Annotated in this window: 23 protein-coding genes, 1 other RNA gene and 1 other annotated feature; of the genes, 3 read left to right on the top strand and 21 right to left on the bottom strand. The window is 35.8% G+C overall.

What is annotated here, in order from left to right; translation table 11 throughout:
- Positions 1-63: 63 nt before the first annotated feature.
- From B5V89_RS02895 to B5V89_RS20010, 7 genes are all read right to left on the bottom strand, one after another.
- On the bottom strand, positions 64-1,020 hold the full coding sequence (locus tag B5V89_RS02895; protein ID WP_108070411.1) for an ABC transporter permease: 957 nt from the start codon (positions 1,018-1,020) through the stop codon (positions 64-66).
- Positions 1,013-1,921: an ABC transporter ATP-binding protein gene (locus B5V89_RS02890; RefSeq protein WP_066227299.1), complete on the bottom strand. Its 909-nt coding sequence runs from the start codon at positions 1,919-1,921 to the stop codon at positions 1,013-1,015. The genes B5V89_RS02895 and B5V89_RS02890 overlap by 8 nt, the downstream gene beginning before the upstream one ends.
- A gap of 232 nt (positions 1,922-2,153) precedes the next feature.
- On the bottom strand, positions 2,154-2,918 hold the full coding sequence (locus B5V89_RS02885) for a tRNA threonylcarbamoyladenosine dehydratase (RefSeq protein WP_108070409.1): 765 nt from the start codon (positions 2,916-2,918) through the stop codon (positions 2,154-2,156).
- A 135-nt stretch (positions 2,919-3,053) separates the two neighbouring features.
- Positions 3,054-3,239: non-coding RNA, 6S RNA (gene ssrS / locus B5V89_RS02880), on the bottom strand.
- Between the two features lie 92 nt (positions 3,240-3,331).
- Complete coding sequence (gene aspS, locus B5V89_RS02875; RefSeq protein WP_107920071.1) at positions 3,332-5,104, bottom strand: aspartate--tRNA ligase; 1,773 nt, start codon at positions 5,102-5,104, stop codon at positions 3,332-3,334.
- Between the two features lie 14 nt (positions 5,105-5,118).
- On the bottom strand, positions 5,119-6,390 hold the full coding sequence (gene hisS, locus B5V89_RS02870; RefSeq protein WP_107920072.1) for a histidine--tRNA ligase: 1,272 nt from the start codon (positions 6,388-6,390) through the stop codon (positions 5,119-5,121).
- A 252-nt stretch (positions 6,391-6,642) separates the two neighbouring features.
- Positions 6,643-6,871 (bottom strand) — a binding site (T-box leader).
- A gap of 73 nt (positions 6,872-6,944) precedes the next feature.
- Positions 6,945-7,121, bottom strand: a complete 177-nt coding sequence (locus tag B5V89_RS20010) for a hypothetical protein (RefSeq protein ID WP_165797806.1) — start codon at positions 7,119-7,121, stop codon at positions 6,945-6,947.
- 293 nt (positions 7,122-7,414) lie between these two features.
- On the opposite strand from B5V89_RS20010, the gene B5V89_RS02865 reads away from it, so the two are divergent.
- Positions 7,415-8,674 carry an N-acetylmuramoyl-L-alanine amidase family protein gene (locus tag B5V89_RS02865; RefSeq protein WP_160331408.1) on the top strand — a complete coding sequence of 420 codons (1,260 nt, stop codon included), beginning with the start codon at positions 7,415-7,417 and terminating at the stop codon, positions 8,672-8,674.
- 178 nt (positions 8,675-8,852) lie between these two features.
- Here the strand turns inward: B5V89_RS02865 and dtd are convergent, their stop codons facing one another.
- From dtd to B5V89_RS02835, 6 genes are all read right to left on the bottom strand, one after another.
- The gene (dtd, locus tag B5V89_RS02860) at positions 8,853-9,290 is read right to left on the bottom strand and encodes a D-aminoacyl-tRNA deacylase (RefSeq protein ID WP_066227286.1); all 438 of its coding nucleotides are present in this window, start codon (positions 9,288-9,290) and stop codon (positions 8,853-8,855) included.
- 16 nt (positions 9,291-9,306) lie between these two features.
- Positions 9,307-11,496, bottom strand: a complete 2,190-nt coding sequence (locus B5V89_RS02855; RefSeq protein WP_108070407.1) for a RelA/SpoT family protein — start codon at positions 11,494-11,496, stop codon at positions 9,307-9,309.
- A gap of 238 nt (positions 11,497-11,734) precedes the next feature.
- Positions 11,735-12,247 (bottom strand): adenine phosphoribosyltransferase, encoded by a 513-nt coding sequence (locus tag B5V89_RS02850; protein ID WP_066227277.1) that lies wholly within the window; start codon positions 12,245-12,247, stop codon positions 11,735-11,737.
- Positions 12,238-14,607: a single-stranded-DNA-specific exonuclease RecJ gene (recJ, locus tag B5V89_RS02845; RefSeq protein WP_108070405.1), complete on the bottom strand. Its 2,370-nt coding sequence runs from the start codon at positions 14,605-14,607 to the stop codon at positions 12,238-12,240. Before recJ ends, B5V89_RS02850 begins: the two co-directional genes overlap by 10 nt.
- Before the next feature lie 155 nt (positions 14,608-14,762).
- Entirely contained in the window at positions 14,763-17,024 is a 2,262-nt protein-coding gene (secDF, locus tag B5V89_RS02840) for a protein translocase subunit SecDF (protein ID WP_108070403.1), read from the bottom strand.
- A 146-nt stretch (positions 17,025-17,170) separates the two neighbouring features.
- Positions 17,171-17,482, bottom strand: a complete 312-nt coding sequence (locus B5V89_RS02835; protein ID WP_108070401.1) for a post-transcriptional regulator — start codon at positions 17,480-17,482, stop codon at positions 17,171-17,173.
- A 109-nt stretch (positions 17,483-17,591) separates the two neighbouring features.
- Here B5V89_RS02835 and spoVB point away from each other — a divergent pair, with 109 nt between their 5' ends.
- Complete coding sequence (gene spoVB, locus B5V89_RS02830) at positions 17,592-19,136, top strand: stage V sporulation protein B (RefSeq protein WP_108070399.1); 1,545 nt, start codon at positions 17,592-17,594, stop codon at positions 19,134-19,136.
- Between the two features lie 42 nt (positions 19,137-19,178).
- Here the strand turns inward: spoVB and B5V89_RS02825 are convergent, their stop codons facing one another.
- On the bottom strand, positions 19,179-19,841 hold the full coding sequence (locus B5V89_RS02825; RefSeq protein ID WP_425319816.1) for a DUF421 domain-containing protein: 663 nt from the start codon (positions 19,839-19,841) through the stop codon (positions 19,179-19,181).
- 185 nt (positions 19,842-20,026) lie between these two features.
- On the opposite strand from B5V89_RS02825, the gene B5V89_RS02820 reads away from it, so the two are divergent.
- On the top strand, positions 20,027-20,416 hold the full coding sequence (locus B5V89_RS02820; RefSeq protein WP_107920078.1) for a TIGR04086 family membrane protein: 390 nt from the start codon (positions 20,027-20,029) through the stop codon (positions 20,414-20,416).
- Between the two features lie 53 nt (positions 20,417-20,469).
- Here B5V89_RS02820 and yajC read toward each other — a convergent pair whose 3' ends face one another.
- The 7 genes from yajC to B5V89_RS02785 all read right to left on the bottom strand — a co-directional run bounded on the left by yajC (position 20,470) and on the right by B5V89_RS02785 (position 26,172).
- Positions 20,470-20,754, bottom strand: coding sequence for a preprotein translocase subunit YajC (gene yajC, locus B5V89_RS02815; protein ID WP_107920079.1), 285 nt, complete (start codon positions 20,752-20,754; stop codon positions 20,470-20,472).
- A 17-nt stretch (positions 20,755-20,771) separates the two neighbouring features.
- Positions 20,772-21,911, bottom strand: coding sequence for a tRNA guanosine(34) transglycosylase Tgt (gene tgt, locus B5V89_RS02810; protein WP_108070395.1), 1,140 nt, complete (start codon positions 21,909-21,911; stop codon positions 20,772-20,774).
- A gap of 37 nt (positions 21,912-21,948) precedes the next feature.
- Entirely contained in the window at positions 21,949-22,977 is a 1,029-nt protein-coding gene (queA, locus tag B5V89_RS02805) for a tRNA preQ1(34) S-adenosylmethionine ribosyltransferase-isomerase QueA (protein ID WP_108070393.1), read from the bottom strand.
- 16 nt (positions 22,978-22,993) lie between these two features.
- Entirely contained in the window at positions 22,994-24,007 is a 1,014-nt protein-coding gene (ruvB, locus tag B5V89_RS02800; protein WP_108070390.1) for a Holliday junction branch migration DNA helicase RuvB, read from the bottom strand.
- A gap of 42 nt (positions 24,008-24,049) precedes the next feature.
- On the bottom strand, positions 24,050-24,658 hold the full coding sequence (ruvA, locus tag B5V89_RS02795) for a Holliday junction branch migration protein RuvA (RefSeq protein WP_066227251.1): 609 nt from the start codon (positions 24,656-24,658) through the stop codon (positions 24,050-24,052).
- 95 nt (positions 24,659-24,753) lie between these two features.
- A complete protein-coding gene (locus tag B5V89_RS02790; protein WP_108070388.1) occupies positions 24,754-25,320 on the bottom strand; it encodes a BofC C-terminal domain-containing protein in 567 nt (188 codons plus the stop codon).
- Positions 25,321-25,473: 153 nt separating this feature from the next.
- Entirely contained in the window at positions 25,474-26,172 is a 699-nt protein-coding gene (locus tag B5V89_RS02785) for a YhcN/YlaJ family sporulation lipoprotein (RefSeq protein ID WP_181294595.1), read from the bottom strand.
- Positions 26,173-26,231 lie beyond the last annotated feature (59 nt).

Here is a 26,231-nt window from a genome sequence, read left to right as displayed (position 1 = left end):
TATACGCCTAATAATAGCAAAAAAAGGGATGTCGAGTAATTAACATCCCTTTTTTATTTACTATTATGCTGCAACATCCCTTTTCATAAATACACCAAATGCCAGTACAATAAAAATAATAAAGTATACGAGCAGCGTGATAATGGAGAAACCGAGTGTCATTCCTTCTACAAGTGGGATGCCATCAAAGTATTGCATTAAATTTGTGTTGGCAAATAGAATAAATTTTGCCCATTCGAATTTTGCTGCAAGGAGCTGAGTAATGTTTCCGCCCATGAGTAGAAGGAATACGGAAATCCCAATTGCTAAAGAGCTGTTACGGAATACGGCTGATATCATAAATGCCATCGTAATTAACATGATTACATCAATGGAGGATAATAAATACGTTTTGATTAAATACCATAGCATGTTTTGTTCAACGACATGTCCATTAGTATAGGCAAGGTGAACATTATCTCCACTTCCGGAACCAAACAAGATAAATCCGACAATGGCCGAAGTGACAAATAGGATTGCTAACATGAAAATACCAAATACGATTACTGTTATATATTTCGATAGTAATATTTTTGATCTTTTTAACGGGCGGATTAATAATAGTTTAATTGTCCCCCAACTAAATTCGCTTGCTACGATTCCCGCTGCAATAATAATTGTGAATAAACCAACGAAGGAAATAAACATCGTATTATCATTAATAAATGAAAAACCGCTTGATTGATCAGATGGTGCCATATTATGTGCAAGACGATATTTGTTTATTTCAATATTTTTTTCATAAAATTTTTTTGCACTTGCCGCTGTTGCCGGCATTTCTTTAAGCTGTTGTTCATCTGCTTTAATCTCAGCAGTTACTTCCGCTTTCCAATCTCTTTGCGTACCTTTATCCAATTTTCCTTCATAATATTTTGTTAATGCTCCACTGCCGATGACACCTAAGATGATTAAGCCAATCATCACATAGGAACCGGCACGCTTGAATATTTTAATCCATTCATTATAGACAAGATTAAGCATGTGCTACTTCCTCCTTTGTAATTTCTAAGAATCGGTCTTCCAATGATTTAGAAATGAGTTTTACTTCATAGATTCGTATTCCTGTTGAAACAAGTGTTTGAATAAAATCCGGAACTTGTTCTTTTTCTAATTCTACTTCAATTCCATGGTCAATTTGGGTAAATGAATATCCGCTAATTGACTCAAGTGTTGCACCACTATCTATTTCTATAAAATACTTTTGCTTCTGATCTTCATACACAAAGTCGTGGACGTTTTGCACGTCGATTAATTTTCCTTTTTGAATAATCGCAATTCGATCACACATCATTTCCATTTCCGATAATAAGTGACTGGAAACGATAACCGCCATGCCTTTTTCTTTTGATAATTTCCGTAAATGATCCCTAATTTCTCGGATTCCCGCAGGATCAAGGCCATTGGTCGGTTCATCAAGGATCATTACTTTCGGATCATGCAGTAGACTTTGTGCTAATCCTAATCGTTGTCTCATACCTAATGAATAAGTTTTGACTTTGTCGTTAATACGATCTTTTAAACCGACAAGTTCAATAACTTCATTTATTTTTTCTTTCGTAATTCCTTTTATCATCCGCGCATACTGCATTAAGTTTTGATACCCTGTTAAAAACTTATACATTTCCGGATTTTCAACAATCCCGCCGACATTTCGTAATGCTTCCTCATATTCATTTTTTACATTCTTTCCACAAATGACGATATCACCTGATGTAATCCCCATTAGTCCTACAATCATACGAATCGTCGTTGTTTTACCTGCACCATTCGGTCCTAAGAAACCGAATACTTCACCTTCGTTTATCGTAAACGATAAATTATCAATAATTTTTTTGCCTTTAATTACTTTCGTTACATTTTTTAATTCAACCGCTGATTTCATCATTTGTTTCCTCCATTCAACTTAATATTATCCAGTTTCTTTTTAAACATTTTAGAAACAGATAACTCCCTCCTTTAGTTCGCCTTCAACGTTTCTATAAAATTATGTACTATCAAAACAGTACACTACTGCAAAAATAACCGTCAATACCTTTTTTGGAAATTTTTTCACCTTCTCTAAATAAAAAAACCGCCATTGGCGGTTTTTTATAATTTTTCCCAGTAAAAATCTTTTATTTATCTTTGACACGCTTTAGCGGAATATCTTTTACTATTTCCTTAACAACATAGCTTGCCATGAATAATCCGGCTGTTGATGGAACAAAAGCATTCGATGAAGGCGGCATTTTTGCTTTACGGATTTCTGCTTCATCATTCCCAACTACTTTTCTAACATCTTCGCGAATAATGATTGGACTTTCATCTGAAAATACAACAGGAATTCCTTTGCGAATTCCTTCCTTACGAAGCCTCGTACGAATGACTTTAGCAATTGGATCTGTATGTGTTTTGAAAATATCAGCTATTTTCAGTCTTGTAGGATCCATTTTATTCGCCGCACCCATACTTGAAATAATTGGAATATTACGTTTTAAGCATTCTTTAATTAAATGAATTTTATAAGAAATCGTGTCGGATGCATCAACGATAAAATCCGGTTGTTCTGCGAAAAACTGCTCATATGTTTCTTCTGTATAAAACATGTTCAAAGAGATGACTTCGCATTCTGGATTAATATCCTTGATCCGCTCCTTCATTATGTCGGCTTTCGGTTGTCCAATTGTAGAAAGCAATGCAGGCAATTGTCGATTTATATTTGTAATATCTACTGAATCTTTATCAACTAAAATTAATTTCCCGACGCCGGATCGTGCCAACGCTTCAACAGCAAACGATCCAACTCCACCTATACCAAGTATGGCAACCGTACTATTTTTTAATTTTTCTAATCCTTCTTTTCCCAAAGCTAATTCATTTCGTGAAAACTGGTGAAGCACATGTATCATCTCCAAAATTCTACTTTATCTTCCTTGGATAAGGATAAACAATTTGTCGCTTAAAATCAATATTTGTCCAATTTAGTGCAAAATAAAAACCCTCTATAAAAGAGAGTTTAAGTTTCAATTAAAATGATAAGCCCCAATCATGCCGTCGCAAAATCCTAGTGTTTTGAACCCGCACTTGGCAGGTGGGTGTTCTGTTTCAGCTTTATACGTCCTTTATAAAAAGGCATGTATGCGGCATGAAAACGCCAAACTCCCGTAGGTAATATGTTCGGTCAAAACGAATAGGTACAAAAACGAACACATCAGGACTTATCGTATTATTTAAATAGTATCATAGGAATTTTATTTTTTCAATATTACTATAGTTGGAAAAATCATACGATATTTGACAAAAATCTCATTATTTATTTTTCTTTAAGGTTCAAAGAAAGATGTAAGTCTTGTAATTGTAGCTCACTTACCTCGCCTGGTGCTTCAGTTAACAAGCAACTTGCACTCGCTGTTTTTGGAAAGGCAATTGTATCGCGTAAATTTGTACGTCCAGATAATAGCATAACAATTCGATCCAACCCTAAAGCAATTCCACCGTGTGGAGGTGTTCCATATTCAAAAGCGTCCAAGAGGAAACCAAATTGTTCCCTTGCTTGCTCCTCTGTAAATCCAAGGACTTTAAACATTTTTTCTTGAATGTCTCTTTCAAAAATACGTAATGATCCACCACCTAACTCATAACCATTTAGAACTAAGTCATATGCTTGAGCTTTTACATTTTTCGGATCACTTTCAAGTTTTTCGATATCTTCTCTAAAAGGCATCGTGAATGGGTGATGAGCTGCATAGTAACGTCCTTCTTCTTCGTCATACTCAAGTAATGGCCAGTCTGTTACCCACAGGAAATTAAATTTGGATTCGTCAATTAGCCCTAGTTCTTTACCAAGTTTTAACCTTAGCGCTCCTAAAGCATCTGCAACAACTGAGGTTTTGTCTGCAACAAATAATAATAAGTCACCCGTAGATGATTCTAATATTGATTTGAACTGTTGTTGCTCCTCTTCGGAGAAGAATTTTGCAATCGGTCCTTTCAAACCATCTTCTTCCACCTTTAGCCATGCCAAACCTTTGGCACCATAACGTGATACAAATTCAGTTAGACCATCAATATCTTTTCGAGAATATTTAGTAGCTCCGCCTTTCACATTGATTGCCTTCACTTGGCCACCATTTGTAACTGCAGCTGAAAATACTTTAAATCCCGATTCTTTAACTATTTCAGATAAGTCCACTAGTTCCATTTCAAAACGTGTGTCAGGTTTATCTGAACCATATCGACTCATCGCTTCATCATATGTCAATCTTGGTAGCGGTGTACTGATATCAATCCCTTTCACATCTTTCATTAATCGGACCATCATTTTTTCCGTCATATCCATAATGTCTTCTTGACTATAAAAACTTGTTTCAATATCAATTTGTGTAAATTCTGGTTGACGATCTGCACGTAAGTCCTCGTCACGGAAACAACGGGCAATTTGATAGTATTTATCAAATCCGGAAACCATTAATAATTGTTTAAAAATTTGCGGTGACTGTGGCAACGCATAAAATTCACCCGGATGTACGCGACTAGGTACTAAATAATCACGTGCTCCTTCAGGAGTACTTTTTGTTAAAATTGGTGTTTCAACATCCAAAAATCCTTCTTCATCTAAAAAGCGACGAATCGTTTTTGTCACATCATGACGCATTTTAAATGTTTCATACATAACAGGCCTGCGTAAATCAAGATAACGGTATTTTAAACGAACATCTTCAGCGACTTCTGTTTTATTTTCAATCATAAATGGCGGTGTCTTTGCTTCATTTATAATTGTCACCTGGTCGACTTTAATTTCAATTTTCCCGGTCTTTAAGTTTTCATTTACTGTTGAAGCATCTCTTGCTACGACTGTACCTTTAACATCTAATACATATTCGGAGCGAATTTTTTCTGCAATAGCAAGAGCTTCCGCAGAAATATCCGGGTTAAAAACAATTTGAACGATTCCTGTTCGGTCGCGTAAATCAATAAAAATTAATCCACCAAGGTCTCTTCTTTTCTGCACCCAGCCTTTTAGTGTAATACTTTCACCAATATGCTGTTCTGTTACTTCACCACAATAATATGTTCGTCCAAACATTCTATTTATGCCCCCTATTTACTTAGCTGTATAAATTGATTTACAAAATCAGTTATAGCCACTTCTTTTTGCTCACCGGTTTCCATGTTTTTTAGATTAATGATCCTTTTTTGAAGCTCATCTTCGCCTAAAATAGCAACATATTTCGCGTGGACACGGTCAGCAGCTTTAAACTGTGCTTTCATTTTTCGATCAAGATAATCCATATCAGCCGAAAAACTATGTTGTCTTAATTGTTGTAATAATACAGCCGCTTTAAGTTTTGCCTCTTCACCTAATGCAACGATAAAGCAATCAACTGGATTTTCATATGGCAGTTGAATATTTTCTGCTTCTAACGCGGCAAGTAAACGTTCAATACTTAACGCAAAACCGATTCCAGGTGTTTCAGGTCCACCCATTTCTTGAACTAATCCATTATAGCGACCACCGCCACAAAGTGTTGTAATGGCACCAAAGCCTTCTGCACTACTCATAATTTCAAACGCAGTGTGATTATAATAATCTAACCCTCTAACAAGCGTTGGATCGACTTCATACTCGATTCCTAATTCTTTTAAATACAATAAAACTTTATCAAAATAGGCTTTTGATTCATTATTTAAATAATCTAATATTGAGGGTGCTGACTTCATCAGTTCATGGTCGCGGTCTTTTTTACAATCCAAAATACGAAGCGGATTTTTCTCAAGTCGATTTTGACAATCAGAACAAAATTCTTCAATTCTAGGTTGAAAATGATTGATTAAAGCTGTTCGGTGAGAAATTCGGCTTTCTTTATCACCCAAACTATTAATAACAAGTTTCAATGACTTTAACCCTAGTTTTTTGTAAAGGGTCATCGCTAAAGAGATCACTTCTGCATCTATTGCCGGATCTTCGCTGCCAAGTGCTTCGACTCCAAATTGTACAAATTGACGGAATCTACCTGCTTGCGGTCTTTCATATCGAAACATCGGACCATTGTAAAATAGTTTCACCGGTTGATTCGGTTGGCCGAACATTTTATGTTGAGTAAATGAGCGAACAACAGATGCTGTTCCTTCAGGCCGTAATGTTAAACTTCTCCCGCCACGATCTTCAAATGTATACATTTCTTTTTGAACTATGTCTGTCGTATCTCCTACACCTTTTTGAAAGAGCTCTGTATGTTCAAAAATCGGTGTACGGATTTCTTTATATTGATAGGTTCTACAAATTTCTTTTGCCGTATCTTCTACAAACTGCCATTTCTCAACTTCGCCAGGTAATATATCCTGGGTACCGCGAGGAATTTGAATTGACATAATTGGCTCCTCCTTTTTTATGTAATGACTCTGTTAAAATAGGCTGTTGATTTCCGCTCCAGATGCTCGCTTTCCGCGGGCGGTCCGGGAGCCTCCTCGGTGCTAAACGCACCTGCGGGGTCTCCCGTTTACCGTTTTTCCCGCAGGAGTCTCGCATCTTCCGCTCCAATCAACATAGCATTAAACTAGACAATTAACTTTAACAAAGCCTATGTAATATAAAAAAACAACCCTCAATCCCTTGTACTAAATACAAGGGACGAGAGTTGTTTCCCGTGGTGCCACCCTAATTGAAGCAAAATGCTTCCACTCGAAACAGTTAACGCCTGTTCTACGTTCATCCCTATTAAGATAAATCCGTTCAGGATGAAACCTACAAAGTGTTCATTCATTAAGTCATCATGTAGAAATGCTTTCAGCCTAAGACATTTCTTCTCTTTTCATGTGTTTCTTAATTACTGTGCTTTATCATTGGTTTTTTATAATTTTATATTTATTTATATAATAATACGAGGCTAGTTCCACGTTGTCAAGGTACGCTTTGAGAAAAAATTTCATGACCGCTCTAATTTCTTTTTCAATAATTTTACATCTCCTAATGATAGTCCAAATTCGGATGCAAGCTCCATGGATGAAGCTTGATTTTCTTTTTGAATAAACTCATGTAAATTGGTTCCAAAAATTTGATTACTGCCATCTGATACTAATTGGTTTTTTTCATTAGCACGCATGTTCATTCTCCTTACTTTTTTGGCTATGTTAATACGTAATTTCCAATAAATTTTTCTTCACATTTCGAGTGAAAATACCACGAACTAGCTTTAGTTAGCTTTTATTCAATCCGTCGAATAGGTGAGAAACTCCTCAAAAATTAACTAGAAGTATCTTTTGTTGTCATATTGTTAGTGTATCCAAACAACGATTTTTTCTTTCTTAAAAAAAGGAGTTTTAATTATTTTCGAGAATTAAGAAAAGGACAAGTTATTTACTAACAATGAGATTCAAAAGGTGGTGTTTAAAACAATTGAAGAAATGCTTTTTCGTGTTCATTATTTTTTTATTAGTCGGGACAGTAATAACTTCTAAACCAAAGGTATATGCAGATTCACAAAAGGTAACGGTAAATGCCAATATTTTAAACATTCGGAGCGGTCCCGGCCTTTCCTATCCGGTAATACAAAAAGGACAATCAGGAGATCGCTTTACATTGTTGCAAACGAAGGATGATTGGTATGAGGTCCAATTGTCTAATGAAAAAAAAGGATGGGTTGCTAGTTGGTTGGTCACTGTTAACAGTCAGTCAAAAGACACATCCGGAATTGTGACTGTTAATGACTTAAACTTGCGTTCCTCTCCTGAACTATCAAGCTCTATTATTCAAAAACTGCAGACTGGTCAGCGTGTCCAAATTCTTGAAACAAATAGCAAGTGGTTTAAAATCACCGTAGAAGGTTCCACGGGTTGGGTAAGTAGTAACTATATTCGATTGGCTTCAAAAAGCTCGGTTACAAGTAATGGAGAAATGGTTACTATTTTAAACAATGGAACAAACTTGCGCAGTGAGCCTTCTATTCAGTCTAGTATTGTTGAAATCGGAAATAGCGGAGAAACGTTTTCTGTCATTGAAAAAGATAATGATTGGTATAAAATTAAACTTAACGGGGGCAAGACTGCTTATGTAGCATCCTGGGTCGTTTCATCCACCGTAAAAATGAATCGGACCAAGTCTAATAAAGTGAATACAAAAGGTTTGAAAGGAAAAACGATTGTCATTGATCCAGGACATGGAGGTAGAGATTCAGGGACAATTGGGATCACAAATACGCTTGAAAAAAATGTAACACTTAAAACAGCTGAACTTTTAGCAAATAAACTAAGAAATGCTGGAGCTAATGTATTTTTAACTAGAGAAGATGACCGATATGTTTCCCTGCCTTCAAGGGTAAGTGTCTCCAAAATCAATCATGCGGATGCTTTTATTAGTCTTCATTATGATAGTATTAATGATCAAAGCATTACCGGACATACGAGTTATTATTATCATTCAATGCAAAAAATACTTGCGCAGAACATTAATCGGGGCATTTCCAATGAAACAGTTTTAAAAGACAGAGGGGTAAAGTTTGGAAACTTTCACGTCATTCGTGAAAATACACAGCCTGCCGTTCTTTTAGAACTTGGATATTTAAGCAATCCGTTACAAGAAATAGCAATCAATAGTCAGGATTACCAAGAGTCAATTACTAAAGGAATTTATAATGGATTAGTTGATTATTTTAAATAAAGGCTGTTTTCGCAAACTTTGTTGCTATTGATTAGTATGAAGGTGATTTCCGCTCCAATCTGCATTTCAATATTATTTTATTCTTTAATTCAACAATTTTTTAAAAAACAGCTTAAATAAAAGAGAGAGCAGTTATAGTATTATTCCCTCGTACGGAATAATACTATTTGCTCTCTCTTTAACTTTCCACTATTAAAGTAACCGGTCCGTCATTTATAAGAGACACATCCATCATTGCGCCAAATTGCCCTGTAGCAACAAAAACACCTTTGTCCCTTAACATATGATTAAAAAGATTGTATAAAATTTCCGCCTTTTCAGGTTTCGCGGCATCCATAAAATTCGGGCGTCTTCCTTTTCTACAATCACCATATAACGTGAACTGTGAAACTGATAGAATTTGTCCGCCTACATCTAATAACGAATAGTTCATCTTTTCATTTTCGTCTTCAAAGATGCGCAAATTGACAATTTTATCAGCAAGATATTTAACATCCGCCTCTGTATCATTATGAGTAATACCTACAAGTAATACAAAACCATTTGTAATTTCTCCGACAACCTCACCGTTTACTTTAACATTCGCTTGTTTACTTCTTTGTAAAACGACTCTCATTACTAAATAAACCCCTTTAACTCATTATCCGTCGGACAGCATAAATATCAGGAATTTGTTTTATCCGTTCAACAACTTTATGAAGATGACTAATATTTTGTATAGAAATAGACATAAGAATTGTTGCCATTTTATTTCTATCTGACCGTCCACTAACAGCAGTAATATTTGTCTTTGTTTCATTAACAGTTTGAAGAACTTCGTTTAATAAACCTCGACGATCATAACCTGATATTTCAATTTCTACATTATATTCTTTACTGTTCGTTCCATCTGTTTCCCATTCAACTTCAATTAATCGATTTTGTAAATCTTCGGAAGTAACATTCGGACAATCCGTGCGGTGAACACTAACGCCGCGTCCCTTCGTAATAAAGCCGACGATATCGTCACCCGGCACAGGATTACAACATCTGGATAAACGGATAAGTAAATTATCAATCCCTTTAACTGTTACACCTGTAACCCATTTCTTTTGCTTCGTAGGTGTTTTCATCTCAGAAACGATTTCATTCACCGCTTCTTCTTGATCACGTTTTCGTCTTAATTTTTCCGTTAAGCGATTCGCAATTTGTAATGCAGTAATTCCGTTATATCCAACGGCAGCATACATATCTTCTTCATTCATAAAATTAAATTTTTCAGCAACACGTTTAATGTTTTCATTTGTAAGGATTTCTTTTAAATCAAAATCCATATTTTTAATTTCTTTTTCTACTAGCTCTCTGCCTTTAATAATATTCTCTTCTTTTCGCTGACGTTTAAAAAATTGGCGAATTTTATTTTTTGCTTGTGAGGTTTGAGCCATTTTAATCCAGTCTTGACTTGGACCGTAAGAATGTTTGGAAGTTAAAATTTCAATAATGTCTCCAGTCTTTAATTTATAATCAAGTGTGACCATTTTCCCGTTTACTTTGGCTCCAATTGTTTTATTACCAATTTCCGAATGGACACGATAAGCAAAATCGATTGGAACGGAACCTGATGCCAACTCAATTACATCACCTTTAGGCGTAAAGACATACACCATATCCGAAAACAAATCTATTTTTAACGATTCCATAAATTCTTCAGCATTTTCAGATTCATTTTGGAATTCCAATATTTCTCTAAACCAAGATAACTTTTTTTCAAAAGAAGTTTTACTATTAACAGTTTTTCCTTCTTTATAAGCCCAATGGGCAGCAACCCCGTATTCCGAAATTCGATGCATCTCAATTGTCCGAATCTGTACTTCTAAAGGATCTCCTTTAGGTCCGATAACAGTCGTATGAAGAGATTGGTACATGTTTGGCTTCGGCATCGCAATATAGTCTTTAAATCTACCTGGCATCGGCTTCCAACATGTATGAATAATACCTAATACAGCATAGCAATCCTTAATACTATTTACGATAATTCGAACAGCTAATAAATCATAAATTTCATTAAATTGTTTATGCTGAAGAACCATTTTTCGATAAATGGAGTAAATGTGTTTCGGACGACCAGAAATTTCTGCTTTAATTGATACATCTTCAAGTCGTTCATTTACTTCTTCGATTACGTCTTCCAAATATTGCTCACGTTCAGCACGCTTTCTCTTCATCAAATTTACGATTCGATAATATTGCTGCGGATTTAAATAGCGTAATGCAGTATCTTCTAATTCCCATTTGATTTTCGATATACCAAGACGATGTGCTAAAGGTGCAAAAATTTCGAGAGTTTCGTTTGCAATTCTGCGTTGTTTTTCAATCGGTAAATGCTTTAGCGTTCTCATATTATGAAGACGGTCGGCAAGCTTGATCAAAATGACACGAATGTCTTGGGCCATAGCAACAAACATTTTGCGATGGTTTTCCGCTTGCTGCTCCTCATGTGATTTATACTTAATTTTCCCAAGCTTTGTTACACCATCGACAAGCATGGCAACTTCTTCATTAAATGTTTCCCGTAATTCGTCTAGTGTCACTTCCGTATCTTCTACAACATCATGTAAAAAACCGGCAGCAACAGTAGAAGGATCCATTTCCAAATCGGCTAAAATACCCGCTACCTGCACAGGATGAATGATATACGGCTCACCGGATTTCCGAAACTGCTCTTTATGTGCTTCTGCAGCAAACTCAAAAGCTTTTCGGACTAATGAAACATGTTCTTCATTTAAATATTCAGTTGTTCGTTCAATCACTTGCTCGGCGGATAATATTTGATCCTTCGCCATATATAAAATCACCTTTAAATTAGTAGTGTAAAATTAGTATGAATGGAATAAATAATAAGTCCATTTTTAAAATGATTATAATTACTATTATCGAAAAAAAATTGAATAAAGTAAAGTGGTTGTGATAGATTTTTCTCGAAAATGACGAATTATTGTCGATTAACTAGCAATTATTGTCTTTTATTCTTAACTATACGATAAAAAGCACTCGCAAAGAGTGCTTTCTTACTGTAAAAAATTAGTATTTCATTAATGTTAAAACATCATAACCTTCAAGTTTTTTTCTTCCTTCAAGATATGAAAGTTCAATAAGAAAGGCAATACCCGCAACAATACCTCCGAGTTCCTCAACTAATTTAATCGTTGCCTCAATGGTTCCGCCAGTTGCAAGTAAATCGTCTGTAATCAATACACGTTGACCAGGTTTAATGGCATCCTTATGTATTGTTAAAGCATCTTTCCCATACTCTAAACCATACTCCACTTTAATCGTTTCACGAGGAAGTTTTCCCGGCTTTCTTACAGGGGCAAATCCTACTTCAAGTGCATATGCAACTGGACAGCCAATTATAAAACCTCTCGCTTCGGGTCCTACAACAAGGTCTATCTCTCTTTCTTTTGCATATTTTACAATTTGGTCTGTTGCGTATTTGTATGCTTGTCCATTATCCATTAAAGTCGTTATATCTTTAAATACTATGCCTTCTTTAGGCCAATCTGGAACAATAGTAACGTATTGTTTTAAGTCCATTGCTTTATTTCCTCCTCAAGCTTCTCAGAACAAGTCATTCTTTCATCAAACCATGATTTTAGGTCTTGATAGGATGAAAATAACAATTCATTTTCTAACTTAATTTTTTCTAATTTTTCTTGGTAGGTTATCGACTCCAATAAATCCCTTTTTGAAGGAACATGATTGAGTGAAATAAGCCCATTCTCTATTGTAACAAAATTTAATTCAAAAAACACCTTTGACATAAAATCAATTGTTTCTACCGACCAACCACGATGCGCAGCTAATTCTTCCCCAAACTTTTGTAGATTAAATGATCCTCGCTTTCTTAAAAAGGCATAAAACCATTTAAAATGCTCCCGAGTCGGAATCGTACTAAAAAAGTGGTTTTGTTTTTGGTAAAAATACGTATAAATGCGCGCTGGTTTACATTTTTTTATAAATGTTTCTAATATTTCTTTATTTGGTGGGAAATCAAGCAAGACGATGTTTCCGCCATTTATATCATCGTTCTTTATTTCGTTTAAATCCTTCAAGTGAATAATTTCACCATTTATTTCACCTTTAGGAATTTTATTAAGTGTTTCTTCATTAAAAACAATAAAGAAGCTATTTGTTTCTGGAATATCTTGTATCCATTTTTTCAATGGTTTGTTGCCTCGTACATCGAAAAGTTGCCACTCATCTATACATAAATCCTTTAAAAAGATTTGCGGTTTCCGATTATTATTCCATTCATTGATCGCCAATTCACCTATTACGGAAACGGTAGCTAACGGAGAAATATCGCGTGCATAATTGCCTAACCCAAATCCTACTCCATCCAATTCGATACCCGATTTTTCAAGTACTACTTTTAAATGGTTATGATCTGCACCAATTTGCCGAATTTGCTGAATTGACACATCCTTCACTAATACTTTCGGCTTAGGGTTTGCCATTCCATATGGTTCAAGTAAGCGAAGTTGTTGGATCGATTCAAGATGAATATCTTCTAACGGAATAGTGGCATCGATTTCCGTTAAAGGAACAAAGTCCTCTTTCGTTAAAATATCTCGTGCTAACTCATTTAAACGTACACGTAAATCTGCAACATCATTTATATTCAACGTCATACCCGCTGCCATCGTATGTCCACCAAAATGGGGTAGAATATCCCGGCAGGTAGATAAATTTTTAAATAAATCAAATCCTGCAATACTGCGAGCAGAACCCTTCGCTAAATTTGTCGTTCGGTCATAACTTAAGACGATTGTTGGGCGATAATATTTATCAACTAATCGGGACGCGACAATCCCGATAACTCCTGCGTTCCAACCTTCTTTACCTATAACTAATACATAGCTATCTTTTAAATCAGAGTTATTTTCAACCATTTCCATTGCTTCATTCGTTATTTCATTGACGATAGCTTGGCGTTCTTTATTCATTTCATCAATTTCTTTTGCAATATTTAAAGCTGCCTGACGCTCATTACTCAAAAGTAATTCGACTGCAGGATCGGCACTATCCAATCTACCAGCCGCATTTAAGCGTGGACCGATGACAAATCCTATCGTTTCCTCATTTATATCTGATTGTTTTGTATTGGTAATTTCAAATAATGCATGTAAGCCCGGCCGCTCTGTTTGGGATATTTTTTTCAACCCCTGTTTAACGATCAATCGGTTTTCTCCTCGCAAAGGAACTAAATCAGCGATTGTCCCAATTGATGCTAAATCTAACAAATGTTCCGGAACATGTCCATATAATGCGTGTGCAACTTTAAATGCTACGCCAACACCAGCAAGTTCTTTAAAAGGATAAATGCTTTCAGGATGATTCGGATGAACGATCGCCAAGGCATCTGGCAAAATTGGACCTGGTTCATGATGATCCGTAATAATTAAGTCCATACCTAATTCTTTTGCGACGCTGGCCTCATGTATAGCTGCAATTCCGGTATCAACCGTAATAATTAGCTTGATTCCAATCGATGAAGCCCAGCGAAATGCCTCTTCATTTGGGCCGTATCCTTCCGTAAATCGGTTTGGGATATAAAATTCAACATCCGCACCTAAATCTCGTAACACAGTCATCATCACAGATGTACTTGTCACACCGTCGGCGTCATAATCGCCATATACTAAAATTTGTTCGCCTTCATCAATTGCTAGACGAATTCTCTTAACTGCTTTTTCCATACTATGAATGAGAAATGGGTCATGAAAAGCCTCCCCTTCACTAAATAAAAAGAGACGAGCTTCTTCTAGTTCAGTAATTCCACGATTAACCAATAATGTGGCTACGAGCGGAGTGATGTTTAATTCTTTTACGAGATGTTCTTTAGCATTTTCTTCTGTATTCCGTACAATCCAACGGGTTTTTGACTTTAACATATTTACACCCCTTTAACCTTTCCTATTATACAATTTACAAAACTTGCTGTCACTAATGATTGAAGCGGTTAACATTAGAAGTAACTTCCATCAACCTTTCGTAAAATAATAAAAAAAGCTATCTGACTTTGATTCATCAGATAGCTTTTTTATTATTATACTTGAGGCTCATCAGACCATTTACGTTTTTCTTTTACTGTTTTAAGAGGTCCTTTTTTCTTTAGTTCACGCTTTTTAAATACGTACCAAAGCTGTGCAGCAATGAAAATCGAAGAATAACAACCCATAATCAAACCAACAAGTAAGGCAATCGAGAAGTTTCGAATTGACTCACTACCGAAAATAAATAATGCAGCAGCCGTAATAACAACTGTTAATACAGTGTTAATTGAACGTGTCATCGTTTGGCGTAATCCAACATTTACAACTGCTGCAATATCTTCAGCCGTTTTAAAGCGGCCTTGAAATCTTGAATGATCCCGAATACGATCAAATGTAACGATCGTATCATTAATTGAATAACCAATAATGGTCAAGATTGCGGCAATAAATGTTAAATCAACTTCAAGTCTTGTAATACTAAAGAATGTTACCATCAAAAATGCATCATGTAATAAGGCGATAACCGCCGCAACACCCATCCGCCATTCAAACCGGAAAGCAACATAAATGATGATTCCGATTGCTGCAAGAATAAGAGAAATGAACGCATTTTTCGCAAGTTCCTTCCCAACTGTCGGAGAAACAGTACTTACATTCGTCGGACCATATTTTTTTGTAAAATAATCAGTAATATGCGCTACTTCTGCTTTATTAAAGGCACCTTTAAATCGCATAACACCAATCTCATTTTTATTTCCTGACAATACTACATCTTCAGGAGTTAATTTTAATGTTTTCAAATCAGATTGTAGCTGTGATGCTGTTAAAGATTGTTTCGCAAGAACTTCTACACGGGTACCACTTGTATAATCAATACTTAAATTCAAGCGAAAAACCGATAATGCGATGATTCCTATAATAGTCAGCGCAATGGAAAACACAAAAAATTTATTATGATGTTTAACAAAATCAAAGCGGTCAAAATGGGTTGAAAGCTTATGTGCATCCATATTTTCCGTTATATCATGGATATCCTTTTTATTTACACCAAACCAGCCCGGTCTTTTCTTTAAGATATTACTATTTACCCATAAACCTAATAATAGTCTAGAACCGTAAACGGCTGTAACAAAGCTTAGTAAAATACTTATAATTAAAAGGGTTGCAAAACCTTTTACAGAGCTTGAACCGTAAGCGAATAATACAACAGCTGCTAAAATCGTTGTAATATTCGCATCAAAGATCGTCATAAATGAGGATTTATTTCCTGCAGCAAAGGCAGCCTTAACCGATCGGCCGACTTTTAATTCCTCTTTCACCCGTTCATAGGTAATAATATTCGCATCGACGGCCATACCGACCCCGAGGATTAAAGCGGCAATTCCCGGCAAGGTTAATACTCCGTGAATTAATTGAAATACAAGTAAAGTTAAATAAATGTAAATTGCAAGTGTAACAACGGCGATTAAACCTGGGAAGCGATAATAAACTAACATAAATAAAAATACAATGGCTACACCGATAATCCCTGCATCAATCGTTTTATTTAACGCATGCTCACCAAATTGGGCACCAACTGATGTCGAATACGTTTCTTTTAGTTTCACAGGAAGTGCACCTGCTTTTAATAATGAAGCAAGGTTTTGAGCTTCTTCTACCGTAAAGTTCCCTTCGATAGTGACCGTATCCGTATTAAATACTTCATTTACATTTGGATTTGAAAGGAATTTAGGATTTTTCTTCGTTACTTCTTTTTTATAAGAATCTTTCCCTTCTTCAAAATCAAGCCAAATAATTAATTGGTTATTTGGGGCCATATCCAATACTTTCTTCGTCACATCATGGAATGTTTTACGATCCTTTACTTGTAAAACTACATTCGGTTTCCCTGTTTCAGTATAGGATTGTTTCGCTTTCCCTTCTACTAAATCCGTTCCATCCATCAATTTTTTATCATTTACATCACGGAAAGAAATATTAGCAGTTGTAGCTAATATATCGCGAGCTTCTTTTTGGTCTTTTACCCCAGCAAGCTGAACACGAATCTGGTCTTTCCCTTCAATTTGGATACTCGGTTCATTTACGCCTAGTGCGTTAACACGTCTGTCCAATGCTTCGACGGTGTTTTTCAACACATCACTAGTAATTTTTTGGCCTTTTTTGGCAGGCTCAACTTTATAAAGAACTTCAAAGCCGCCTTGTAAATCCAATCCGAGGTTAATATGTTTCAAAATCTTATTAGTTGTTCCGCCCATTAATCCCGCAAATAGTAGGACTATTAAGAAAAAGGCGACGATACGACTTCTTTTTACCATTATGTAAATCCTCCCTAGCAAATTAGAAAAGCACCACAACTTATATGTAGCTTGGCTAACAATTATAAAAATAAACAGTTATTAACATTATGAAGTAGAAAAAAAAATGTGTCAATTTTTCTTTTTATTTGTAGATATTTCGCAAACTAATCATTTGGTTTCAATAATTCCTGAAGTTCATCCTCATTTAATTCGGCAAACCAGTTTGGTGATCGGTAAGCCTCAATTGCCGCAAAATTAATAAAATCTCCTGCTTTTAACGCGAGAATATCTGATACAAGCTCGTGAATATGAATCTCGCTTTTTCCTTTTTTCCATTTTTTCTTCGTTAAATACTTCCACAATTCTTCCATTGTTACATGTTCATATCCCATTAAATCAAACTCATCTAATTTGCTTTTTAATGCTGGCTCCAACAATTTAAAATATTTATCGTATAATTGATCGACTTCCCGCATCCCCTTTCGCCCCTTCAAAAAAATGAACTTGTCATGCTTTGTCCACTATGTTGCATATACATTTTATTGTATATGAAAATCCTATATTTGAGAAGGTAGGTAAACATGGATGTCAAAGTTTTTAAAAGGAACAATGATTTTATTAATTGCCGGACTTTTTACAAGGGTCTTAGGATTCATAAATCGAATGGTCATCGCACGCTTTATCGGAGGAGAAGGTGTAGGCCTTTATATGATGGCTTTTCCTACCTTAATGTTAGTTATTACAATGACACAGCTAGGTCTTCCTGTAGCTATTTCGAAATGTATTGCGGAAGCAGCAGCTATTGGGGACCGACAAAAAGTAAAAAAAATTCTTGCCGTTTCTTTAACGATTACCGTTTCCTTATCATTAATTTTTACACCTGGACTTATATTATCGGCGCCCTACTTAACGAAAGCTCTATTTACAGACTCACGTATCTACTACCCATTAGTTGCCATCTCACCAATTATTCCAATCGTAGCGGTTTCAGCCGTTTTAAGAGGATATTTTCAAGGGATGCAAAATATGAAACCGTATGCTATATCACAAGTACTTGAACAATCTGTACGGATTATTTTAATCGCCGTCCTAACAACAGCGTTTTTACCGTACGGAATAGAATATGCGGCCGCAGGAGCTATGATTGCTTCCATTGTCGGTGAACTCGCATCACTTGCCTATATGTTTACGATGTTCAAGTTACGGAAGAAATTTAAGGTGCGGAAGAAGTTTTTTCAAGCAGTTAGTGCCGGAAAGGAAACCTTTCATGAACTAATGAGAGTTGCATTACCGACAACTGGGAGTCGTTTCATCGGGAATATTTCATGGTTTCTCGAGCCAATTATCGTATCACATGCTCTTGCTATCGCTGGATTAACCGCGGCCCTTGCTACAAAAGAATATGGTGTTTTAACTGGTTTTGCATTGCCATTACTTATGCTACCATCCTTTGTTACGCACTCACTTTCTACCGCACTGGTTCCTGCTATAAGTGAAGCGACATCTCAACGAAATTTTTATTTAGTCGAGCATCGACTTCAACAAGCACTTCGGTTTGCACTTCTTGCCGGGGGAATATCAGTCGTTATTTTATTTCTTTTTGCAGAGCCAATCATGCAAATGATGTATGGATCTACAAATGGGACAAATTTAGTTAAATTGATGGCACCATTTTTCATTTTTCAATATTATCAAGGCCCATTACAAGCGACTTTGCAAGCTTTAGATCTTGCAAGAGCAGCGATGATTAATAGTCTTCTCGGGGCTGTTGTAAAACTTGGATTAATTTTTGTCCTTGCCTCAAAACCTGACTTTGGAATTACCGGGGCAGCTTTAGGAATAATGACCAGTACTTTATTAGTCACTTTACTGCATTTTGCTACAGTTATTAAAAAAATTCAATTCACCATTTATGTGCGTGAGTATTTTAAATTTATCGTTGGTACAGTCTCAACAGGATTAATTGTTTTTTGGTGGAAGGAACACTTTTTATTACACGGAAGTATATTTGTTAAATTGATTATCGGGATCATTTTAACTACTATTATTTATCTAGTATTCATGCTTTGTACAAAGCTTATAAAAAGGGCTGACTTAGCTTATATTCCGATCATAAAAAGGTTTTTGTAGAAGGGAAAAACATTTTTCCCTTCTACATAGTGAAAATATTTTTCACTCCTTTTCATCTTTTAAATCGATAAAAAACTCACCATCTTGAAAGCTGCAAAATGAAATTTGCTGAAGATCCTTATACCCTCTTTTTCTTAACTCACGACGTAACCATATTTCTGAAACATTTTGATTTGCTAAATTCTCTTGGGATATTTCCCCATCTATAATTAGTGGTAATGTAAAAGTTTTCTTTTGTTTCTTTTTATTATCCTTTTTAATAACAGATAGTTCACCTGATGTTTCTAAAATTGCATACTCCACATCAGCAATGTTATTAATATCCTTTTGTCGTAATTGCATTAATAAATCATCAAAATTATAACGTTGCTTTTTCATTGCCTTTTCATCAATTTTTCCCTTCCGAATAATAATTGATGGTGTCCCATCGATTAATTGACGAAATTTAGGAACCTTTAATGAAATAAGTGCAAATCCGACCTGAATTCCAAGTAATATAACCATTGGTTCGATCGTATGTGCAATCGGTTCTTTATGATTTTCAATTGCTACAGCTGCTAATTCACCGATCATAATGAAAATAACGAGATCGAGTACACTTAATTCCCCAATTTCCCGCTTGCCCATAAATCTAAAAATAATCAATATGACAAGATATAAAACAACGGTTTTCCAACCAATTGTAAAATAGTGATAAAGATCCATATCCATATCCAATATCCTCCTATACACATTCACTCGCCATTAGTATGACCATTTTTTCCATTAACATTTTGGAAAAGCTTGTTAGCTGTAACTGGATATTGTTTAAATAATTTATTCTAATTTAAAAAATTATGAATATGCTTGTACTAAGGGACAGAACTATTTTATGAAGGGAGAGACGAACAATCGGAACAAAAAAATTAGGATCTAGTATTTTATACGGAATATTAACTATATTTGTTTTAATCACGATATCAAGCTTAATCTTGTCAACTATTTTGCGATATTCTGAAGTTCAAGAGAATTCCGTTAAATTATTAGTGACAATAATTTCGTTTATTGCATTATTTATTGGAGGATTTGTTTGCGGCGGCAAAGGACAACAAAAAGGGTGGATTTCAGGAAGCCTCACTGGAATTACTTATACATTAATAATCTTTCTTTTTCAATTTCTTGGGTATGGAAATATTTTTTCAGGAGAACAACTGATTTATCATATTTGTTATATTGTAACAGCGATGATGGGCGGGGTATTAGGAGTTAATATTATGAGTGATCATACGAGGAAAGCATAATCACTTTGATAAGATAAAAGAGAAGTACGTCAAGTACTTCTCCTTATCTTTTATTATTCAGCAGTTTGAGCAGTAGCAGCTGATTCCACTACCTCTCTGATAGCTGAGCGGTCATACGTTAGACGACTGCCATCGCCGCATTTGATGACAATTTGTCTTTCGTCAATCGCATCAACAATGCCGTGTAAACCACCAATTGTAACTATTTTATCCCCTTTTGATAAATTGTTTTGCATCATTTGAACATTCTTTTGTCTTTTTTGATTTGGTCTAATGAGCAAAAAGTAGAATAGCACAAACATTAACAAAATGGGTAGTAATCCACCTAAACTTTGCATTAATCCCCCTCCTTCCTTTAGAAGTTTTTCGCATCCGGACGGTTAAATCCATATTGCTCAAAAAACTCTTCCCTGAAATCACCAAGTCTGTCTTCTTTAATAGCTTGTCTGACTTGTTGCATTAATTGTATCAGAAAATGGAGATTATGGTAAGTTGTAAGTCTAATTCCGAAAGTTTCGTCACATTTTATTAAATGGCGGATATAGGCACGTGAATAATTTTGACATGTATGACAATTACAATTTTCATCGAGTGGTCTAAAATCTCTTGCATACTTCGCATTTTTCACGACCAATCTGCCGGTACTCGTCATACATGTTCCATTGCGACCAATTCTTGTCGGTAAAACGCAATCAAACATATCAATGCCTCGAATCGCCCCATCGATAAGGGAATCCGGTGAGCCAACGCCCATTAAATATCTTGGTTTATTCGTTGGCAGTAATGGTGTTGTAAATTCAAGCACCCTGTTCATAACATCTTTAGGTTCCCCTACTGACAAGCCACCAACTGCATAGCCGGGAAAATCAAGTGAAGTTAAGTCCTTGGCACTTAGTTTTCTTAAATCCTCATATTCTCCGCCTTGAACAATACCGAATAAACCTTGATCCTCTATTCGAGAATGCGCGGATAGGCAACGTTCCGCCCAGCGGGATGTTCTTTCTACCGATTTTTTCATATAGTCATGTGTTGCCGGAAATGGTGGGCATTCATCGAAAGCCATCATAATGTCCGAACCAAGTGCATTTTGAATTTCCATCGATTTTTCTGGTGAAAGGAATAACTTATCGCCATTTAAATGATTGCGGAAAAATACACCTTCTTCTTCAATTTTGCGAAAATGACTTAAACTAAATACTTGAAATCCACCGGAATCGGTTAAAATTGCTTGATCCCAATTCATAAATTTATGTAGTCCGCCGGCTTCTTTGACAATTTCGTGTCCAGGTCTTAGCCAGAGGTGGTACGTATTGCTTAAAATAATTCCTGAACCTATTTCCTTTAACTCCTCAGGTGACATGGTTTTAACAGTTGCTAATGTCCCTACAGGCATAAACATCGGCGTATCATAGGAGCCATGAGGAGTATGGATTTTCCCAAGACGTGCACCAGTTTGTTTACAAGTCTTAATTAATTCATATTTAATTGCCGTCAAAGATAATTCTCCTTCCAAGTTAAAAAAACAAAAACTCTTAAATAATTAACATTGCATCTCCAAAACTGAAAAAACGGTATTTTTGATTTACTGCTTCTTCATAGGCATGTAGTACATGTTCTCGCCCTGCTAATGCACTAACAAGCATGATTAACGTTGATTTAGGTAGATGAAAATTTGTGATCATCCCATCAATCCCTTTAAACTCGTAGCCAGGGAATATAAAAATATCTGTCCAGCCGCTAGTTGAAACAATTTGCCCATTATTTGCACTGGCTATTGTTTCCAATGTTCTCGTTGATGTAGTCCCAACTGAAATAATTCTTCCACCTTGCTTTTTCACATTGTTAATAAGTTCAGCTGTTTCTTCGTTTACTTGATAAAATTCAGCATGCATCGAATGCTTATCAACATCTTCTACACTAACCGGTCGAAAAGTACCAAGACCAACATGTAGAGTAATAAATGCGATATGGACACCCATATTTTTAATTTCTTCAAGCAACTCTTCTGTAAAATGTAACCCGGCGGTAGGAGCTGCAGCAGAACCGCTCTCTTTCGCATAGACCGTTTGGTAACGATCGCGATCATCTAATTGCTCCTTAATATATGGTGGTAATGGCATTTCACCAAGTGCGTCCAATACTTCGTAAAAAATACCTTCATATTGAAATTCGAGGATTCTTCCACCGTGTTCCTTTTCTTCGATACAGGTTGCTTTTAACTTCCCATCTCCAAAGATGATTTCCGAACCAATTTTAATTCGCTTCGCCGGCTTAACAAGTGTTTCCCATCGATCATCTTCGGTTTGTTTTAATAACAAAACCTCTATCTTTGCTCCTGTATCCTCTTTTATACCAAAAAGTCTTGCAGGTAATACTTTCGTATCATTTAATACTAAACAATCACCTGGTTGTAAATACTCGGTAATATTTTTGAAGACGGTATGTTTAAGATCTCCTGTTTCCTTATTTAATACCATTAAACGACTATCTGAACGGTTTTTTAACGGTGTTTGTGCAATTAAAGATTCTGGTAAATTAAAATCAAATAAATCAACTTTCACTGATGTCACCTTCATATTATGATATATTGGTCGGAACTTCCATTTGAAAATGATGGTACACAAGGTTTGTAACGATTCTTCCTCTCGGTGTACGTTGTAAAAATCCAATTTGAAGTAAATATGGTTCATACACATCTTCAATCGTTTCAGCCTCTTCACCGATACTTGCGGCAATCGTCTCAAGCCCAACGGGACCACCACGGAATTTTTCAATAATTCCTTTTAATAATTTATGGTCAATATGATCAAGTCCTAAACGGTCCACCTGCAACAGTTCAAGCGCATGCTCAGCTAAAGACTTTGTAATTATGCCATTTCCCCGTACTTGTGCAAAATCTCGGACACGGCGTAATAATCGATTGGCAATCCTCGGGGTTCCCCGTGAACGTCTAGCGATCTCGATCGCTCCAATCGTTTCAATTTTAGTATTTAATATTTCTGCCGTTCTTATAACAATATCTGTAAGCTGTTGTTCAGTGTAATATTCTAATCGGGCTAACACCCCAAATCGATCCCTTAAAGGAGCAGAAATGGCACCCGCTCTAGTCGTAGCGCCGACTAGGGTAAACGGTGGTAAATCCAAACGAACGGATCTGGCACTTGGTCCTTTTCCAATGACAATATCCAAGCAAAAATCCTCCATTGCAGGGTAGAGAATTTCTTCAATGGAGCGTGGTAAACGATGAATTTCATCGATAAATAGTACATCACCAGGCTCCAGTGCGGTGAGAATAGCAGCTAGATCTCCCGGTCGCTCAATAGCAGGACCGGAAGTCGTTCGAATATTCACTCCCATTTCATTAGCAATAACGGTTGCTAGCGTCGTTTTTCCTAGCCCGGGAGGTCCGTATAATAAGACGTGATCTAACGTTTCACGTCTTTGTTTTGCTGCTTCAATAAAGATTTCTAAATTGTTCTTTACCTTATCTTGGCCAATATATTGCAGCAAAGTTTGTGGACGTAAACTTAATTCAAACGTTTCCTCTAGTTCAGTGGCTTCCCCAGAAACCATCCTCTCTTTCTCCTCCATTAAACTCCCTCCTTTGTCGAAGATCTAGTTACACGAATCATTTTATTTTACCAACTTTTTAAGGGCCATTTTAATATATTGATCGGTTGTTAATTTTTCTTTTTGTAAGTCTGATGATATTTTCTTTATTTCTTTATCAGAATAGCCTAGCGCTTTTAAGGCCAAAATAGCTTCATCAAACTGTGCGGAAGTCTGTGCAGCTTGTTCAACTGTATCCGTATTAAATAAATTCGGAAAGTAATCTGGAACAATATCTTGAAGTTTCCCTTTTAAATCAAGAATCATTTGTCTTGCGGTCTTTTTTCCTACCCCGGGAAATTTGGTCAAAAAGGTTTCATTTTCGTTTTCAATTGCCTCAATTACTTGACTTGGTTCACCAAACGCAAGAATTGCTAAAGCACCTTTAGGCCCGATTCCTGAAACATTAAGTAATTTTTTAAATAACGTTTTTTCCGAAAGTGTATGAAATCCAAAAAGCGAAAGTGCATCTTCTCGGACATGCTGGTAGATGAAAATTTTCTCCGAAATACTTTGATTAACTTTAAAAACAAATGGATTCGGAGTAAATATTTGATATCCAATACCATTGTTGTCAACAACAATATATTCCGGAGTCACCATTTCGATGGTTCCTTTTATATACTCGTACAAATCAGTTCTCTCCCTATATGTATAACAACATTCATAAATTCCATTTTACCATATTCTTAAATCAATTGGGTAAATCCTAATACAAAAAACCGGTCTTATGAACCGGTTAATTTTTGCTGTTTTTGTATAGAGTATGGTTTAAGTGTTTCTAATACTTTATCAAATTCTTCTTTCGACTTGATAGGTATACCTTTTTTCAATTCTTCATGTTTTTTTCCTTCCAACTTCTTTATATCAATTTGAAAAAATGACTGGATGATATCAGCATTAATTGGTTTTCCGTTAAAAATAGAAATCGTTCCATCATCAGTTATACCAAAATATCCATTCGCCTTAAGAAGGGGAGATATGTCATTGATTTTCTTTTGCAGTACAATTTGCTCTTCATCCATTTGTACGATTTGCCAATCACGATATTTATTTTTTACTGAGTGAATGTTATGAACATTTTCAGACAGAATCTCTTCACTTACTTCACCATCTACATAAACTCTTTCCAGAATGACTGTTTTCTTACTTGGTGTTGATGATACTTCAATGGATTTAGGCTCACGAGTTGTCTTCGAGTCTTTTACATGTTCGCTATCATCTTGTAAAAAGCTAATATAGAAAGCTCCTAATGCGAATATGCCAATGAAGACGATTCGAACAAAAAATCTCATAGCTGTGTCACCCCTATACGTTTTTTAGTACGTATGCTTAGTGTGACCGATATTTCACAAAAATATCCAACCTATTTTTATGAAAAGGTAATGCTTTTCCATATATCGAAAGAAAAATGGAGAACAGATTTTCTATTCTCCATCAATCAAAAATTATTGTTGTTTTTTCTGTAACTTGATCATATTTTTCAAATCCATTTTGATCGTGTCGCGGGGACCGCCGTCTTTTAAATCATTGTCTATATCTCTTGCTCGATAATACGTTCCCGCATCTGTAGTAATCAAATAATGTCGTCCATTTAAAAATGGACGTATCGCCTGCTCAACATTTGCTTTAGTCTTCGTACTGTCTTTGTCATTTTTAAGAACAATTGACAGTAACACTGTATTATCGCTAATCAACGCACGCGCATCTGAAACATTCGGTACTTTAATTGCCTCATCGGATAACTTTTGGGCAAGAGCACCTTCATAAGCGGTATAGTAGGAAGATTTTCCTTTCGCATTATGATGATTTAAATGACCATGATAATTAATGTCTCGGAGAATCCTGTTGTTGTTCACTCCCCGATTATTTGTATTATATTCTGTAAAAGGCGATTGAATTGGATGATCATAATCATCAACATATCCCGATGGCAGAAGATTATTGTTTTTTTTCACGTTATCCACATTGCCAAGCGAATAGTCCAATAGTTCCGTAATTGGGCCATCATGGTCAACCATATTTACATCATTTGTATGATACCCGACTTGCTGGAAACTGTTCGTTGTTTGATCATTATTTCCACACGCTGTCAAGCCCGATACCATCAAGAGTGAGATAGGTGCTGCTAAAAGTATCTTTCTCAAAACAGTACTCCCCCTAACTTTACTCCTAGAGCATTTTTTGCTCATTTATATTTTGTGAG

This window comes from Heyndrickxia sporothermodurans, assembly GCF_003055045.1.
Lineage (GTDB): Bacteria > Bacillota > Bacilli > Bacillales > Bacillaceae_C > Heyndrickxia > Heyndrickxia sporothermodurans.
The sequence above is the reverse complement of the archived record's forward strand: the minus strand, read 5'-3'. Positions and strand labels throughout refer to the sequence as shown.

Excerpts from the sequence above, each read along its gene's own strand:
- B5V89_RS02895 (WP_108070411.1), bottom strand. The coding sequence starts at position 1,020 with ATGCTTAATCTTGTCTATAATGAATGGATTAAAATATTCAAGCGTGCC.
- B5V89_RS02890 (WP_066227299.1), bottom strand. The coding sequence starts at position 1,921 with ATGAAATCAGCGGTTGAATTAAAAAATGTAACGAAAGTAATTAAAGGC.
- aspS (WP_107920071.1), bottom strand. The coding sequence starts at position 5,104 with ATGTTTGGACGAACATATTATTGTGGTGAAGTAACAGAACAGCATATT.
- hisS (WP_107920072.1), bottom strand. The coding sequence starts at position 6,390 with ATGTCAATTCAAATTCCTCGCGGTACCCAGGATATATTACCTGGCGAA.
- B5V89_RS20010 (WP_165797806.1), bottom strand. The coding sequence starts at position 7,121 with ATGCGTGCTAATGAAAAAAACCAATTAGTATCAGATGGCAGTAATCAA.
- dtd (WP_066227286.1), bottom strand. The coding sequence starts at position 9,290 with ATGAGAGTCGTTTTACAAAGAAGTAAACAAGCGAATGTTAAAGTAAAC.
- B5V89_RS02855 (WP_108070407.1), bottom strand. The coding sequence starts at position 11,496 with ATGGCGAAGGATCAAATATTATCCGCCGAGCAAGTGATTGAACGAACA.
- B5V89_RS02850 (WP_066227277.1), bottom strand. The coding sequence starts at position 12,247 with ATGGACTTAAAACAATACGTTACTATTGTTCCAGATTGGCCTAAAGAA.
- recJ (WP_108070405.1), bottom strand. The coding sequence starts at position 14,607 with ATGTTAAAGTCAAAAACCCGTTGGATTGTACGGAATACAGAAGAAAAT.
- secDF (WP_108070403.1), bottom strand. The coding sequence starts at position 17,024 with ATGGTAAAAAGAAGTCGTATCGTCGCCTTTTTCTTAATAGTCCTACTA.
- B5V89_RS02835 (WP_108070401.1), bottom strand. The coding sequence starts at position 17,482 with ATGCGGGAAGTCGATCAATTATACGATAAATATTTTAAATTGTTGGAG.
- spoVB (WP_108070399.1), top strand. The coding sequence starts at position 17,592 with ATGTCAAAGTTTTTAAAAGGAACAATGATTTTATTAATTGCCGGACTT.
- B5V89_RS02825 (WP_425319816.1), bottom strand. The coding sequence starts at position 19,841 with ATGGATCTTTATCACTATTTTACAATTGGTTGGAAAACCGTTGTTTTA.
- yajC (WP_107920079.1), bottom strand. The coding sequence starts at position 20,754 with ATGCAAAGTTTAGGTGGATTACTACCCATTTTGTTAATGTTTGTGCTA.
- ruvB (WP_108070390.1), bottom strand. The coding sequence starts at position 24,007 with ATGGAGGAGAAAGAGAGGATGGTTTCTGGGGAAGCCACTGAACTAGAG.
- B5V89_RS02790 (WP_108070388.1), bottom strand. The coding sequence starts at position 25,320 with ATGAGATTTTTTGTTCGAATCGTCTTCATTGGCATATTCGCATTAGGA.